The sequence below is a fragment of the Microbacterium sp. Soil_C_42 genome, from assembly GCF_057656735.1.
This window is the reverse complement of record NZ_JBDGJU010000001.1, coordinates 243,390-259,209: the sequence shown is the minus strand read 5'-3', so window position 1 is coordinate 259,209 and position 15,820 is coordinate 243,390. Positions and strand designations below refer to the sequence as shown.

Sequence of the window (15,820 nt, the reverse complement as noted above, 5' to 3'; positions counted from 1 at the left end):
TCACACTAACGACCGACAGCTGAGCAACCGGACCTCACTCGACGCCCCATTCTTCGCTCGGTTCCTCCGCCGAGCGCGGCGGGTTCCAGGACCCGAGCGACCACCCGGTGATGTCGGAGAGCTTGCCCCGCCAAAGCGGGAGCTGCGTGTACTGGTCACCGTGGCCGATCCGAACGTCCTTCATGTGGAGGAACCCGCGAGCAGCGGTCGGCAGGTCGGCGTCGTCACGCTCCTTGGCCTTCTCGCGCACCTTCGAGTTCATCGTCTGGAACACCTGCCCGATGTACTTGGCGGTTTCGCCAGCTCCGGCCTGCGTGTATTGGTCGACGATTCCGGCGATCCAGTCGGCGCGAGTGATTGCGAGACCCGAGACAGTTGCGCCGTTGGACTGAACGGTGAGCCCCAGTGCATTGCCGTCGTGCTCGTCGTTGAACCCGAGGATGAAATCGAGAACTGTATCGAAGTACCAGTCCTTGGGGTTGATGTCATCCTGCGTATACCCGTCAGGGTCGGTGCTCGGGTCCCACTTCTTCGCGGGTGTGACCCCGTCGTTAGGCTGTCTCGCGGTCGTTTCGTCGGTCAATGCCCCAGTCCTTTCGGTGGCCCGCTTGGCCTCGATCACCATATCGACGGGCACCGACATCGCGGCTCGGCGCACCGGTTGGTCAGTCGGCGCTGCTCGCTAACGTCTGAGCATGATGTGGCCGCCGTCGTGTCAGCTTCGCAGAAATACGTCGGCGGAACTCTCCGCTGCTCGGTGACTTCAGAACATATTCTGAAGTAGGATGGGGGCATGCTTACCGCCGCTGCCCCCCAGTCGTCCTCCCGGACGTTCCCATCCTCGGATTTGAGCCGCCGTGCGCCGCGCGTGTTCGCGGCCGCCGAGGAGAACCCGGTTGACGTGACGCGCCGCGACGGCGAGGACATGGTGCTGATGACCAAGCGGGAGGCAGCCGCGCGGGACCAGTTGCTGCAGATCGCCGCGCAACTCATCGCTGTGGCTACCGACGACAAGGGCTCCCTCGCCGAGCGGATGTCAGACCGCTTCCCCTGGATGCTCGCGCTCAGCGAGGAGGATCGACGCACCTGTGCCAAGGATCTGCTGGACTCAGCGCGGGCCTCGTTCGCGACCGGCCAGTCGCACCGGGCGATCGCCGAGATGACGGCTTGGCGGGAGACCGCGGTCGCCCTTGCTGCCGGCCTGGGGTCGTCGCCCGTCGAGTGGCTCGACGAGCCGGTTGCGGTCGAGCGTCCCTGAGCCGTGGCGCGGAGAGACAAGGTCGAACGGCCGACCAAGAAGATCGAGTACGACATCGTCTTCGCATCGCGGCAGGCAGAGAAGGGCTGGACGGACCTGAAGGCCACGACGCGCAACGCGCTCGTCGACAGCTGGGACTTCCTGACGCGCACGCCGTTGGTCGAGGGGCCTTTGAACCACCCGCTGAGAGGCGAGCTCGGCACGGTCACCTACGGGGGCAAGCAGCACACCCGCTGGCAGCACAAGCCGACCAGGCAGGGCGACGCGCGGATCTGGTTCTTCGTCATCGACCAGGTGGTCTACTTGGAAGACGTCCACACCCAGCACCCGAACGAGACCAAGTAGCCGTCACACTCTGATATATAGGCGTGCTCTGTCAAGAGGGCATAGCGAGGGGCCGCCCGGGTAGTTCCCGGGCGGCCCCTCTTGCTTCGCGGATCGGAGGTCGGGAGCGCGTCTTCTGGACGCGCGGTCAGTCTGATATTCGCGGGTTGGTTACCGCAGGACGGTTCTTCGGCAGGAGCGGGACCGCGTGTCTAGGAACGAGCGTCACCAGCTCGGGGCTGGCTGCTCATAGTTGTATTGCGGGTCGCCCCTCGCGCTGCCACTGGCTGTCGGGTTCGCGAAGCAGCTCGGGGTCAGGTGTCGATGACCGCCAGCGACCAGCACCAGCCAGCGAGTTCCCTCGCGATGGCGATGTTCGCGATCGTGGGGCGCTTGCGGGCACTCGAGGAACCGCACCGACCGGTCGTGAAGTCGACGGTTGCCGAGGTCGCCGCGATCTCGAACCGCTGCGGGACCTCAGAGCAAATAGGCGAGGAGATTCCATCAGCCAAGCTGTGCCCCGCTCACAGCGACCGTAGGGCCCGCCCGAACCCTCTCGCTAAGCGCCCTCCGATCGGGCGCCTCTACATCTACATCCCCATGCCGCGTCCCGCACTCGACGCCGCAACCACCGGCCCCATGGCGATGGCCGCCTCACGGTTCCTCGCCGCGCGCCGCATCTCGGCCTGGGCCGCGCGCACAGCATCCTGCATCGTCAGCTCCGGAGTGCCGCGCTGCATCGACTCGGCGAGACGCTCGCGGGCCACAGCATCCGTCCGCGCGATGACGATTGCGACATTGTGCACCCGCCCGCGCGTGAGGCCCACGTAGAGTCCCGCTGCATCGACATCCGGCCCGACCACTGACGCGTCGGCGGTGTCGCCCTGCACTCCGTGCACGGTGGACGCGTAGGCGAGTTGCAGGTGCTCGCGCGCGTACTCGGTGGACACGCGCGCCACTTCGCCGCTGTCGCTCACGGAGACGAGAGACACGTACTCGTCGCGGATGCCGCGCACAATCCACTGCGCGCGATTCTCGACTCCCGTGAGCCGGTCGTTGCGACGGGTCTGCACGGTGTCGCCGACGAGGACGCGCTGCTGCCCGATTCCCCACGTGGCGATGCGGACGTCGAGCTCGCCCCGATCGACCCGCCGCTGCTGGATGGCGTCGTTGATCGCATCCGCCTCAGCATTCGTGCCAGATACCAGCGTCACCCGCTTGCCGCGTGCGTGCCAGTCGAAGTAGGCGTCGATCATCCGCTCTCGCGCCGCGTCGTGATGTTCTACCCGGTCGACGTGACCGTGTTCGGCAAGCTCGCCCGCAACCACCAGAGCACGCTCGCGATCACCCGCATCCCTGAGCCGCAGCGTGAGCGCCGCGTAGTCGGGATCGCGGAACCGGTGCACCGTGTCTAGCTCGATCGCGGCATTCGCGTGTCGGATCGCAGAGCCCATCGCCCCCGCATGCCCGACCGGCAACGCCTGATGCGTGTCACCCACAAACGCCAGCCCGACACCCTGCTCGATCGCGAGGTCGACGAGGACGTTCGCAGTCTGCAGGTCGACCATGCCGGCTTCGTCGACCACGATCCGATCGCGAGAACGCAACACGTACTGGGCTGGTCCGCCGTATGCGGCGCCCGTGCTGGGATCGACTTCTCCCACGCGAAGCCTGGTCCACACCGTCGCGCCGGTCTCGTCGGTGGCCCATCGGTAGCCGTGGTCCAAGAGAAGGGCATGAATACTGGATGCCGCGGCCCCGACCTCGCGAGACGCCACCGACGCCGCTTTTCGCGTGGGAGCAACAACGAGCATCCGCCGCCGCTGCGGTGTGAGCGCTGCGAACGCAGCGCGCAGCATCGTCGTCTTGCCCGCGCCGGCGGGACCGGTCACCGTCACGAGCCCGTCCGTGCCGGCGACGGCGCACGCTGCAACGCGCTGTGACCCATCCAGTGCCGAGAGATCCTCGTGCGCAGCGAACCGATGCAACTCCCTGGGTAGGAGCGAGCGGCCCGGTTGGGCGAGCACGTCCAGGCGACCGGCAAGACGCACCTTGGCGCGTACTGTCTCGGTCGCCATGAACGCCTTCACATGCGCCGGTGGATCATCGGCAACGAGCCGGTAGACGGCGCCCGTGGAACGCTCGGTGATCTCGGCGATGACGCAGTCGAGCTGGTCGCGCTCCGCAACGACTCCCGTGCGCGAGAGCGCGCGTATTGCCCCCGCGCGGATGTCAAAGATGCTGAACCTCCCGCCGCATGAGGTGGACCGTTCGTCCGCGTCGACGACGGCCTGTGCAGCGAGCAGATCCAGGTCGATGACATGCGGGTCTGTCGCAGCGACTGGAACAGGCACGCGCGGGGTGGTCACATTCGGATCGATTGCTGCGATCTCGTCGTGGACGCGCGCCTCCCAAGACGCCTCGTCGAGATCTGCCGGCTTGTTCGGACGCGACACCGCCCACGCGCGCCGATCAATCTGCTGCAGCACCTCCACGCTCGGCACAGACCCTCCATGCGCCGCCGACCACTCCGCGATCAGGCGCGCGCGGTTGCCTTCGATTTGCGCCGACCGACGCGAGAAGGGTCGGACGGCGCCGGCGAGTTCGGCGATCTCGCCCGTCTCGCCGAGCGTGTAACCGTGCCGTGCGAGCGCGGCGATCCAGGCGGGATCCGTGCGGGCGGCGAGCTCGCCCTCCGCGTTGACGACGGTGTGGAGTTTCATCGCGACGCGCGAGTCGAGGTTCGACCACTTGCCGTCCGCGCCTAGCACCTTGATGTTGAGCCACAGGTGACGGTGGATGTGCGGGTCGAGCGCGCGCGAGCGCCGATGCTGCAACTCGACGACCTCGATGCGGGTGATCTCCTCGCGGATGAGTCCTCCGTGCCCGCGCCGCGCGTTGAGCTCGGTCTGCCACGTGAGCAGGATGCGGTCACGCAGCCGGTCCTGGAGCGCCTCGAACTCGGCGGCGAGTTCGGGATGCACCAGCGCGGCGATGCTGTACGACTTCGGGTGGTTGAGCGTTCCGTCGAGCAGCAGATCGGCGTCGGGGCTCAGCCGCTGATGGCCGCGCTCCTCTCCGGTCACCGGGTCGTGTCCGGTGAGCCAGACACGAAGGCCGCCGGCGGTCAGCTCGTCGGAGGTGATGACGCCGTTCTCGACGATGAACCGTGAGACGGTCGAACCGGATGCGCCACTGTACGCTTCGAGCGCGTCAACGCCGGGGGAGTGCTGCCGGTGAGCATCGCACGTGCCCTCGAGCGCGTAGGAGATCGCCTGCCGAACCCCTCTGGATTCGGCACCTCGCTTCCATCGTTCGAGGCCTCCGCGCATGCCGTCAGGATAGGACGCATTTTGCCTATTATCCAGGGATTTTTCCGGCGTGCAGGTGCGTGTAGGGGAGTGCTTCTAAACGGTGTCACTCACCCAGGGTGCCTGCGTGCATCGCTGTTGGTTCTCGCTGGTTATCTCGTCGTCGTCGTCGTCGTCGTCGTCGTCGTAGTCATCGTCGGCTTCGTCTCCTTCGTCGACGTCTACTCGTCCCTAATCGCTCGTGTGATCAGCGCCGTCCGGAGTCGTCGATAGAGGCGCCCGATCGGCCGAGACAATCGCGCCGGCTTCGCGGACGTGTTCGGCCACCAGACGATACGGGGTCGATCTGGTCGCCCGTACGTGCACGCTGCGGGACCGAGGACGTGCGGCCTCGTGGTCCGCCCTGGTCTTGGTGGCCGTACCGGGGTGGGCGCCCCAGTCACGGCGAAGAGCCTCCTGCCCGTCGGCGGTCGGTACACGTTCACCCCCTGCAACGACCGTTCATCGATCGCGATCGTCATTGACCCTGCAATGTGAGGAAGGTCAACATCAGGCTCCCGAGTGCGATCCATTGGCCAGGCGTCAGAGTGGTCATGACGGTTGTACGCCGTGGTACTCAGCCGAACACCCTCTAGTTCAGGAGAGCGCAACATTTGCCGCCCACCGGGGCAAGCCCTCTCACGAGAAACGCGACCGGGCGCTCAGCGACGCCTGTGGAACCGCGATTGTCGGCGGTGTTCGACATTGTTGTGTCATGGCGGCATTCAGGAGCGCATCAGCTAAAGGCATCCGTGATCACTTGCAAAACGCTGCGCTGTGGTATTGCTTCTACCTCGTGCTCGTTGGCGCTGGTGTTCTGGCCGTGATGCTCTCTCCGCTACCGAGCCTGCCACCGCCGGATCTCGTCTCCTTCGCCGGCGTGCTCGCCGCGGCACCTCCGGTCGTACTGGTGGTCTGGATCGCCTCCCGCATGCCGGTGAGGGCTGGACGGCCCAGTTCGGCGCTCGCTGGCACGGGTAGATGGGCAGGGCGCCTCATCTGGACCGGAGCCACGTTCGCCTTAGGCGCGTACATGGCGACTCTCCTGGCGTTCGACCTCGACCGCGTCGGCACGGCGTCGTCGGCAAATCAGTACTTCTACGGGTTCTTGGCGCTGATCGTGGTGTCCGTTTCGCTCATCGCGTTGGTGGGTGTTGTCGTGAAGAGCGCATGGCTCTGTTTCTCTGTCGATCACGCAAGCTTCGGGCGTGCCGCTGTTCGCGCACTTACTTCGGAACGGTCGCGCGCAGCGTTGCCGCTCCGCGACCGAATCTGGCTAGACGACACCGATCAGGAGCCGATGCCGCGCCTCGCCGCCATCCCCGCGACGGAGCGCCTCGTCCGCGTGCTGACGCCAGCGCCCGTTCGCGGATCCATCTTCGTCGCGGTCTTCTTGTTCCTCGTCGCACTCAGTTCGCTGTACCCAACAGTCATCGGATGGATTTCGTAGATGAGACACAGCTGCGGCCGAAGCTAGGTTCCGGCTACACCGATCGATGTGCTAGGGCAGCCCGTCGCGAGTGGATCGGCTTGTCGGCCAATACATCCGTCGCGGGATACCGCACGCCGACGGACTGACTCGCGGACGCACCTTCAGCCGCAGAGTGCGACGCCGCGCTCGATGACTGGGCTGATGTTGATCTTTGCGTCTTTCGGGAATTGCGGGTCAGGAGCCCAGATCGGGTCAAGTTCCGGCAGCTCCGTGTGGTCCATTGCCGTGCCGTTCACGGCGTACGTGTCGACAGCTACGCGGCTACTCGGTTGGGCCGATCCAGTAGGTGGGCCAACCGGGCGTTCCATTCCGCTTCCCGACATCAATAGGGCTCCCGCTGATCCTTCCGTCGAGACACGCAGCAGAAGCTCAGAATCAACCGTGACGCGTGTCGGCACCATCCGATAGGTTGCGTGAATGGCTAAAGGTGGCAACAAGATCGCGGACCCGGAATCGCGTTTCGCCGGGGTGATGGTCGCGGCGGCAAAGATGCCTGGCGTGCGGATCGATCGAGCGGCATATCTCTCGAAGGCGCTGGCGAGGTACTGCTCGGCGGAGCAGATCAGCGCAGCGATCGAGCAGTCTCCCGCAGTGGCTGGGATCTCGCTCGACGTGCTCGGCAAAGCCGCTGACGACTCGATTCGCTGGGAGACGAGTAAGGTCACGACTCTCTCGACGGCTACGGGTATGCCCGGCGGCTGGGCGGTTATGGCAACCATCCCGGCCGACATCACACAGTACTTCGCCCACGTCATCCGGATCGCTCAGAAGCTCGCGTACCTGTACAGCTGGCCCGATCTCTTCTCTGACGACGATGAAGAACCTGACGATGCCACCATGGGCATCCTGACGATTTTCATCGGGGTGATGTTTGGGGCGAGTGCCGCCAATGCCGGCCTCGCGAAGGTCGCCGAACTCCTGTCGAAGCAGGCGCTCAAGAAGCTGCCGCAGATGGCTCTGACGAAGGGTGCCATCTATCCGATCGTGAAGACGGTCGCTGGCTATCTCGGGATTCGGATGACGAAGCAGGTCTTCGCTGGAGGCGTTGCGAAGATCCTGCCCGTGCTGGGCGGTGTCGCGTCCGGTGCGCTGACGCTCGCGACATTCCTCCCGATGTCTATGCGACTGAAGAAGCACCTTGCGTCGCTGGAGCTGACGAAGCCCAGCGAGCCGGGCGACGGGACGGTCCACGACGTGGTCGTCTTGCGCGAGGTGGACGACGACCCTGAAGTGGACGAACCAGCCGCCTAAGGCGTTATGGGCACCCGAATGTCCCACGCAAACGGACTCGGACTCTATCGAACCCGTTCGAGGAGATTGGCTCCGGGCGCGACCCGCACCGCCATCCGAGATGGAGTGTCGGCACCAAGTTCGCGTCTCGTAGACCACGACGCGAGTCGATTGTGCGCTGGCCGTCCCTTACCCGCCTCCGCGCGCGACGGTACCCGCAATCGATCGCGCCCATCCCCGCACGCGATCAACGCTCTGCGCATCGGCCCCCGATACTCGACCGGCTCGCGAACGTCGACGCTAGGGATAGGGATAGTACTCATCGACGGAAGCGAACTGGCGCTCTTGCTGTCGCTGCAGTTGCTCAGTTTCCGTAGCCCCGGGCTGACAATGACATTGGAGCGTTTGTCACATCCGGGAAGGGTCCGCGCTAACCCAGCGATAACAGGCTTCGGCGAACGATCATCGTTGATGCTGCGTTCTGGAAGGATCTAGTCATGTCCGCCACCGCCGCAGCCGATGTGTTCTGGGCGACGCGACCGACGCTCATGTCGGCGAGTGAAGTCGCTCGCTTTTTGAACCGGACTGAGGCGACTGTTGTGGCGCTTGCACGGAAGCATGAGATTGGTGCGTACAAGGTGTCCGGGAGATGGCTGATCGCACGGATCGACCTGCGCGGCTTCGCTGCCGCAGATGCGCGTGCGATGAAGTCCGACCTACGCCTCGTTGTCGATCCTGCGCCGGAGTTTAGTGGTGACGTCGGGGGCGCGCTCGTCCATCTGCCAGAACACCTCTCCAAGAGTGCTGTGGCCGATGTGCTGCGCGTCGACGTCGCAAGGCTGCCCGGACTCGGGCTAGACGTTCGTCCCAACGGGAGCATCGAGCGGGACGCTGTCGTGGCATACCTCCGTTCGGTGTCGAACTTCGGCCCGCATTACTCAGCCACTTCCTGATCGTGGGAGTACATGCGGTCTCCTTCAGTCGTCAAGGCCGAATGCCTCGGTCACCTGTTCGATCGTGAACTTCTGACGTAGCTTCGCGGCAGTGTTCTGGTTCGCGAACATGCCGTTTCGCCATACGGCCTCCGCACGGGGGACTGCGCGCGTCCAGGCGATAGGGACAGCCCATTCGGCCTTCTCGTCCGCCACATCGCCATCGTGACGGTAAGTGCCCTCAAGCGGCAGCGTGTTCAGAAGGGTGGCGACGCCGCCGACCTCGACCATGGTCTGGTCGAATCGCTGAGCTTCGCCGATGACAGTGCCGACACCGACGTAGCCGGCCTTCGGGATGTGGACGAAGACTCGAGCACCGATCGGCAGGTTCTTGAGTGTCTGGGAGAACCACTTCCCGCCGCCACCTGATATGAAGCCGTACTTGAGCCCGTCTGCCCACTGGCGTATGCCGCTGTCCTCGCCGAACGAGACGTACCAGTCGCTGCCGTTCCAGGGCTCACGGGTCTTGGTTTGACGACCTGGCGCGCTCGTCGCAGCCTGCTGGCCTTCGTGCTCGACGAGCCAGGTGCGGGCCAGGTACTTCGCACCGTTATCCTCGAAGTGACGGAAGAAGATGACGTTGATCGGTACCGCAAAGCCCTCGTTAAGGAACCGTACGATCCGCTCGGTGGCCGCATCGACGTTCGCGGCCACGATCGTGAGGGTCTGCGAGCTATTGACCTCTTCCGGCAGCGTCTCATTGAAGCACTCGGCGAACGCCTCCTCCAGTGCAATGCCAGGCTTGTAGGCCTCGAAGATCGCCTGGATGTCGGCTCGCCCGAGCCCTGCTACCCAGGAGCCGTAGTCGAGCGCTTGGGCCGTGACGTCGCGCGGAGTCTTGTCGCGCTTCAGCTCGATGACGTGTACTGCGGCGGTCTCGTCGAGAGCGAGGAGGTCGATGAATCCACCGAAGGCGGTTGGCACCTGACGTCCGATGATTAGCAACACCTCCCCGAGCATTGATGGATCGGACTCGATGTAGCTCTCGAGTTGCGACTCCAAGCCGATTGAGGTCGGAACGATCCGATTGAGTCTGCCGCCCTCTGCGCGCCAGAGGCCCATCTCAACCGCCATTACTGCTCCGTTCAACTAGGTCCTGCTGCGCCTTGTCGTAGACGTAACGTGTGATCTCACCGGACATGATCATGGCGATGGCCTTGTTGATGGTCGCAAGCGGCACCACGAACCATTCCGACGGGTCGTAGTCACGCCCCGTCTTATCGACCTGTGTGAGGTCGAGGCGGACCTCGGCGAAGACTCTGTGCACCAGATGCTCCAGCCACGAGGCCTTGATGTTGTAGAGCCTGTAATCCGCCAGTACCTTGACCGGTGCCATGAGGTACGTCGGTGACTTCTCCGCGTTCTTGATGCGCTGCTCAACGCTCGTGGTCGAGAAGCCGATCTTGTGCAGGTCTGTCATGTTCGCGACCAGTGGATCGGTGCTCAGCGACTCCAACACGTAGATGTGACCGCTTTCAACGTCCGCATCGAGGATGTCGCCGACGTCGTGTCCGGTGCGCGCGACGACCTGGCCCTGGGCCTCGTACATGCGCGTCATCAGGCTCTGCTTGTACATCGCTGACTCGGTACCGTTCTCGAACACGACCTTCAGCCGTTGCTTCTGTCTGGGTTTGCCGCCAACGACGAGGTCCACATCTTCGCCGACCTCGGCGACGAAGCACATGACACCGTTCAGGACGAAGAAGACACCTTCACGGATGAGGTCCAAGCCGGTGAACGGCATCAGCTGGAATGTGCCAGCGGCCAATTCTTCATGCTTCGCCTTGAACAGCGGCTCGTAGAGCTCGAAGTCCTCGGACTTTATGCGCTGGGCAACCGAGTCCGGGGACTCCGGACGCTTGACGACCGGGAGATCCGAGACGTCGAGAATGCCGCCGTCTTCGCCAAGAAGGTCGTCAAGCCCGTCACCTTCGAGAAGCTCGTCGATCGATGCCGGTGCTTCGGGCGCCTCCAGTAGTCCGAATTCGTCCAGGTGCTTGACGGCAGCCGCTCGCTCGTCGCTGGCCCGCAAGCCATCGAGCCTGGCGCCAAGCTTGCGCTCCGCGATCTCCTGGGTCGACGAACTCGGCACCCGGCCGTGTACCCGGTAGAACTCCACGATCTCGAGGAACGCCCGCTCGAGGCGATGGGACGACGTGACCTTCTGAGCCTTCTCCGGTGCATCGAGCAGGCCGTCGACATCGGCGTCGAGAACCGCCTGGAAGTCCGTGAGAACGAAGTCGATCGGACCGATGGCATCGTTCGTGCTCATAGGTCAGTCATCATCTCGGTTGCGCGCTTCTCAGCCTCTCGCTGCTGCTTGAGCTTTTGCAGGAAGAGCAATGCCGCCGCGAGGTGCTTCTCGTTCGGTTCTTCGGCGCGTACGTCTGGTCGGCGTCCGTTGACTCTGACCCAGTTCTGGATCTTCGGGAATAGCGCCAGTGCCTCCTGTTCAGTGAACTCGATCCTCGTCGCCGCGATCTGGTCCTGAATGATCTTCAGTACCGAGGGTGTGACCGACTTGGACATGATTTCAAACGCTCGCTGGAAGGGGTTCACCGAGTCGATGAGGTTGATGCTGAGCTCGTCGATGTTTACGAACTTCTCGGCGAGCTTGATGAAGCGCTTGTCACCGACCTCGCGCACCTCGCCGGTCTTGACGACGGAGTCCACCACGACCTGCTGGCGAACCTCCTCGATCTCTGCCTCCGTCAGGTCCGGGTACTTCTCACGGATGATCTTCGGAATCAGCACCTTGTTGGTCGTCTCGGGGTCCACCGAGCCGGCCGCTGCCTTCGCGAAGGTGTCGTCCTGCAGGATGGTGGCCTTCAGATCGTTCAGGTCCGTCTCGACGATCTGCTTCACCCGAGCTGTCGACGGCTCCTTGAAGCCCTTGACTTTTAGCTCGCCGGGCTTCTTTGCGTCGTCGTCATCGAACTTCTTCGTCTTGAACTGGAAGTTCTGCGCCAGCACCTGCTCCATGAGCAGCGAAGCGGTGATCGCCTTGAGCATGTTGTTCACCGACACCTTGACCTCGCCCTGAGAGGCATCCGGCTCGGCGATGAGGTTCGTGAACTGAGCGTGGGACTTGCCTTCGGAATCGCGAGTAACACGCCCGATGATCTGGATGACCTCGGTGAGTGATGCCCGGTAGCCGACGGTGAGCGCGTGCTCTGCGAAGGGCCAGTCGAAGCCCTCCTTCGCCATGCCAAGGGCGATGATGATGTCGACGGCGTCGCGGTCTCTGGACGCTGTGTGTGCCAGGTAGTGAAGAGTGTCGCCGCGCTTTTTCAGATCGGTGTCGTCGACGAGGTCCGCGACGCGTAGAAGCTCACTGTTGTCCTTTCGACGCACACTGATGATGCCCGTCTCGGGGTCGGCTTCTCCTTCGACGTGCCCGAGGACGTCGAGGATGTATCCAACCTCCTCCAGCTTGTCCTTGGTGGACTCGCCCGAGTTGACGTTCGGGATGTGCACGATCGTCTTCTTGTCGAGGTCGAGAACTTCACCGATCGCGTCCGTGTAGCGGCCTTGATAGAAGTGGTGGCCGATGCCGAGCGAGCGCAGGTGTTCGTAGCCGTTGAGTTGGTCGTAGTAATTGAAGGTTACGGGGGTGAACTTCGCCTCGTCTTCAGGCGAAAGCACCGGTACCGAATCACCGCGGAAGTACGAGCCTGTCATCGCGACGATGTGCGCATCGGAGCCGTTCATCACGTCGCGGAGCAGCGCGCCCAGGCGGCTCGACTCGGTGTCGGCCGAGACGTGGTGGAACTCGTCGATCGCCAGCACTGTGCCGTCGAACGCCTCGGCGGCCAGCTTGTCGAATGCGAAACGCAGCGTGGCGTGCGTGCACACCAGCGTCGCGTCGGAGCCCTCGAGAAACTTGATGAACGCGTCGACCTTGCCGGCCGAAGATCCAGCGTCGCAGAGGTTGTGTTCGTCCTTGATCTCCCAGTCGGCGAAGAAGCCGAAATTCGTCAGCCTCGTTGGCGCGAACGACGCGCCGATCGAACGCTCCGGCACCGCCACGATGACCTTCTTGCGCCCCTGGTTGTAGAGCTTGTCCAGCGCCACGAACATCAGCGCGCGGGACTTGCCGGAGGCTGGCGGGGCCTTTACCAGGAGATGCTGCGCATCGCGCTTGGCGAAGACCCGCTGCTGCATCTCGCGCATGCCCAGCTCGTCCGTGTTGACCGACGCCTTCGTCTGGGCATAGGTGACGTTTACGATGTTGATGGGCGTCTTGATTGCGTTCACTTAGCGGCCCTCCGGGTCTTCTTGGCCGGGGCCTTCGCGGCCTCCGCGGCGGTCATACGCTCGTACAGCGCGAACAGGTCAGAGAGGCGCTGCTCGTCGGTTGTATACGGTCTCTTGGAGTAGATCGAGTCCACCAGCGCATCCACCGCGGCATGCGCCTCGCGCAGGTCGTCGGGCATCCTGTCGGGGTCGTATAGCTCAGCGAGCGTCTTCTCGCAGTGATACTCACGGACATCCAGTACCCGCAGGGCAGCAAGCGTTAGCTTCTCCTTCAGTGCATCGGTCAGCGCCGGAACCGGAAAGTTGTTGTAGACGATGTACGCGCCGTAGCGAATGCGGGACTCTAACTGACCGGAGACAGCTCGCAACCAAACGTTGTGGATTCGTGACGTGAGCAGGGAAAACATCCACGGTTCGGCGTCGTACGCCGCGTTCGCAGCATCCGAGATCACAGTCGTCTCGGCAAGATATCCCACCGGTAGGTACTGTCGATTCTCAGACGATACCCGCGGAACGATTATCGATTCGGTGGGTCTGTATGCATTTTGCCTAAAGCGATTTGGATGCGCCGCGAATGACTTAACCCCTGCTTCCTCGCGACCAGCGCGCCACTGCGTGACCGAATCTAATCGTTTCGCAAGCGGTCCGATCCTCTTCGCTTCAGCAAGCTCGCTATCGGATACCCAGATGCAATATCGGGGCGTGTCATTCAAGAACTCCGCGGACCCGATGTACCGACGAAGATACCGAGCAGACTCTGGATTCTCGAGGAGGAGAGCGGCCCTCTCCGCCTCTTCAAGTATCAGGAATCCACCGTCTTTCGGCATAGAACCTAATACCATGCGCGGCAGCCATGTCGTGAGCGGGGTCGTCCGGCGATAGATGAACACCGTGGGCGCGTCGGCGAGGTATCCGTTGATATTCGAGGCTTCGATTTGAAGCCCGTCAGTGAATATATACTTCGGCCCAGATGAGGCTACCCGAAGGTTGATCACAACGACGGATACGCCAGCATTACGCTTTGCGTTGTTTTCCCACTTGAAGGTCGTGTAGGCATAGCCTATCTCGATCCCCATCGAAAAGATCATCGGGAAGAGAAGCCCGACTTGCTCACCTTGGGTCACTGAATTAGTCGACACAAAGGCAAGCTCGGCACGACTGTCGCGGATGTAGTCGGCACCCTTGATAAACCAAAGTGAGATGTAGTCAAGGTCCTTCGAGTACGCACGTGGCCCAAAGGCGTGCGGGTAATCCAGCTTCATCTCTTTGGAAGTAGACTTCCCACCTTTATAAGGTGGATTCCCGATGAGATAGATCTCCGCGTGGCCGTCGTTCGGGCAAACCGAATTCCATTCCATACGCGTCGCATTCCCCCGCACCACCTGCCCAGTCTCTTTCAGCGGGATCAGCGGGAGGTCGATGCCGAACTTCTCACGGAACTCGACGTTCATCTGATGCTTGGCGATCCACAGCGACAGGATCGCTACCTCGACCGCGAAATGGTCGATCTCGATGCCGAAAAAGTTCTCGACGTTGATTCGTGAGCCCAGCAACTGACCTTGGTGGTCTCCGCGAAGTTCACTCAGCCGCTCGAGGATTGCGTGTTCGAGCTTGCGAAGCTCCTTGTAGGCGATGACCAGGAAGTTGCCGGAGCCACACGCCGGATCGAATACCTTGATTGCACTGATCCGTTCGAGTAGGCGGGCGAGCCGGCGCTCGCTGTCGAAGGCTTCATCGAGCTCGTCCTTCAGTGCGTTCAGGAACAGCGGCTCAATTGTCTTCAAGATGTTCGGCACCGACGTGTAGTGCTGGCCGAGATCGCTGCGCTTGCCCGGCGTGACAATCGCCTGGAACATGGAGCCGAAGATATCGGGGTTGATCTCTCGCCAGATGAGCTTGCCGGCGTCGATAAGCTCCTGGCGCGCCTTCTTCGTGAAAGTCGGGACAACATACTCGGGCGAGCTGGTGAACAGGCGACCATTCACGTAGGGGAATGCAGCGAGGTGCTTCGGCTTATCCTCGACCCGCGGGGTGTCTAGCGCGGCGAATAAGCTGCGAAGGAACGGCTCCATGTCCGAGCCGTCGTCGAGCGTGAGCGAAGCGACGGCGTTCGTGAACTGGTTCTCGGCGAATATTCCGGTGTCCTCGGCGAAGTAACAGAACAGCAGACGCGTGAAGAAGATGTTGAGGGCGTGACGGCCGCGCGAGTCGTCCAGGAATCGCGGGTTAGCGTGCAGCAGCTCATCGAAGAGCTTGCCCATACGCTCGGCCGCCTTGACGTCAGCGTGCGCCTCGGCGACGTATTGCGCCTTTTCCATCCCGGCCCACGGCAGGAAGAACGTGAAATGTTGGTCGATCTCGCGGATGGGGAAACCGATGATCTCGCCGGTCTGAGTGTCATGCGCGACCAGCTCGACGTAGTCGGTAACGATCACGAACCGCGTGCTGAAGCGCACAACGTCGGGTGAGGCCTTCAGCTTCTCGAGCGCCTCAAGGGGGTCGCCACTGGTCGCTTTGAAGTAGACGACCTTCTTCTGAGCGACCTCCCTCGAGGGGTCTGCAGCTACGTTGAGGTCGCCGTTGCGGAGGCGCGTGATGCTGCTTTGGGGCTTCCCATAGGCGAGCAGAAGGTCGAAGACGAACTCGCGGTCATAGGTCTCGCGACCGGCCAGCGGCGCGACGCGCTCCTCGACGGCCTTAAGGTTCAGCCTCGCCATCAAGCCTCCCTTTCTTGAGTTTGCCAACTCGCCGTGATCGAGGCACTCCTACGGGGCGGGTGTGGCCCTGGAGACCGGCCCGGCATCCCTCGCCCCAGCGTATCGATGGCGCCGCCAGCAAGTTGCCATGGCGCATAAACACGCCAAGCCGGTGCCCTACTTCGACAATCAGCCGCCCAGCGATCGGACGCGGCGCAGTG

General features: G+C 63.1%; 12 protein-coding genes. 5 read left to right on the top strand and 7 right to left on the bottom strand.

What is annotated here, in order from left to right:
- Positions 1 to 34: 34 nt before the first annotated feature.
- Positions 35 to 643 (bottom strand): hypothetical protein, encoded by a 609-nt coding sequence (locus AC3A46_RS01150; protein ID WP_487663411.1) that lies wholly within the window; start codon positions 641 to 643, stop codon positions 35 to 37.
- A 150-nt stretch (positions 644 to 793) separates the two neighbouring features.
- On the opposite strand from AC3A46_RS01150, the gene AC3A46_RS01145 reads away from it, so the two are divergent.
- On the top strand, positions 794 to 1,258 hold the full coding sequence (locus tag AC3A46_RS01145; RefSeq protein WP_487663410.1) for a prevent-host-death protein: 465 nt from the start codon (positions 794 to 796) through the stop codon (positions 1,256 to 1,258).
- Between the two features lie 3 nt (positions 1,259 to 1,261).
- The gene (locus tag AC3A46_RS01140) at positions 1,262 to 1,603 is read left to right on the top strand and encodes a hypothetical protein (protein ID WP_487663409.1); all 342 of its coding nucleotides are present in this window, start codon (positions 1,262 to 1,264) and stop codon (positions 1,601 to 1,603) included.
- Positions 1,604 to 2,172: 569 nt separating this feature from the next.
- Here the strand turns inward: AC3A46_RS01140 and AC3A46_RS01135 are convergent.
- Positions 2,173 to 4,914 carry an AAA family ATPase gene (locus AC3A46_RS01135; RefSeq protein ID WP_487663408.1) on the bottom strand — a complete coding sequence of 914 codons (2,742 nt, stop codon included), beginning with the start codon at positions 4,912 to 4,914 and terminating at the stop codon, positions 2,173 to 2,175.
- A gap of 733 nt (positions 4,915 to 5,647) precedes the next feature.
- Between AC3A46_RS01135 and AC3A46_RS01130 the strand changes: the two genes are divergently transcribed.
- The gene (locus AC3A46_RS01130; protein WP_487663407.1) at positions 5,648 to 6,382 is read left to right on the top strand and encodes a hypothetical protein; all 735 of its coding nucleotides are present in this window, start codon (positions 5,648 to 5,650) and stop codon (positions 6,380 to 6,382) included.
- Positions 6,383 to 6,525: 143 nt separating this feature from the next.
- Here the strand turns inward: AC3A46_RS01130 and AC3A46_RS01125 are convergent, their stop codons facing one another.
- Entirely contained in the window at positions 6,526 to 6,660 is a 135-nt protein-coding gene (locus tag AC3A46_RS01125) for a hypothetical protein (protein ID WP_487663406.1), read from the bottom strand.
- 181 nt (positions 6,661 to 6,841) lie between these two features.
- Between AC3A46_RS01125 and AC3A46_RS01120 the strand changes: the two genes are divergently transcribed.
- Together AC3A46_RS01120 and AC3A46_RS01115 are read left to right on the top strand one after the other, a co-directional pair.
- Positions 6,842 to 7,675, top strand: a complete 834-nt coding sequence (locus AC3A46_RS01120; RefSeq protein WP_487663405.1) for a hypothetical protein — start codon at positions 6,842 to 6,844, stop codon at positions 7,673 to 7,675.
- Positions 7,676 to 8,151: 476 nt separating this feature from the next.
- Positions 8,152 to 8,607 (top strand): helix-turn-helix domain-containing protein, encoded by a 456-nt coding sequence (locus AC3A46_RS01115; RefSeq protein WP_487663404.1) that lies wholly within the window; start codon positions 8,152 to 8,154, stop codon positions 8,605 to 8,607.
- A 24-nt stretch (positions 8,608 to 8,631) separates the two neighbouring features.
- Here the strand turns inward: AC3A46_RS01115 and AC3A46_RS01110 are convergent, their stop codons facing one another.
- The 4 genes from AC3A46_RS01110 to AC3A46_RS01095 are packed head-to-tail and all read right to left on the bottom strand — an operon-like array spanning position 8,632 to position 15,620.
- Positions 8,632 to 9,720 (bottom strand): hypothetical protein, encoded by a 1,089-nt coding sequence (locus AC3A46_RS01110; RefSeq protein WP_487663403.1) that lies wholly within the window; start codon positions 9,718 to 9,720, stop codon positions 8,632 to 8,634.
- Complete coding sequence (locus tag AC3A46_RS01105) at positions 9,710 to 10,918, bottom strand: GIY-YIG nuclease family protein (protein WP_487663402.1); 1,209 nt, start codon at positions 10,916 to 10,918, stop codon at positions 9,710 to 9,712. Before AC3A46_RS01105 ends, AC3A46_RS01110 begins: the two co-directional genes overlap by 11 nt.
- Entirely contained in the window at positions 10,915 to 12,903 is a 1,989-nt protein-coding gene (locus tag AC3A46_RS01100) for a DEAD/DEAH box helicase (RefSeq protein WP_487663401.1), read from the bottom strand. Before AC3A46_RS01100 ends, AC3A46_RS01105 begins: the two co-directional genes overlap by 4 nt.
- On the bottom strand, positions 12,900 to 15,620 hold the full coding sequence (locus tag AC3A46_RS01095; protein WP_487663400.1) for a DNA methyltransferase: 2,721 nt from the start codon (positions 15,618 to 15,620) through the stop codon (positions 12,900 to 12,902). The genes AC3A46_RS01100 and AC3A46_RS01095 overlap by 4 nt, the downstream gene beginning before the upstream one ends.
- Positions 15,621 to 15,820: the final 200 nt, after the last annotated feature.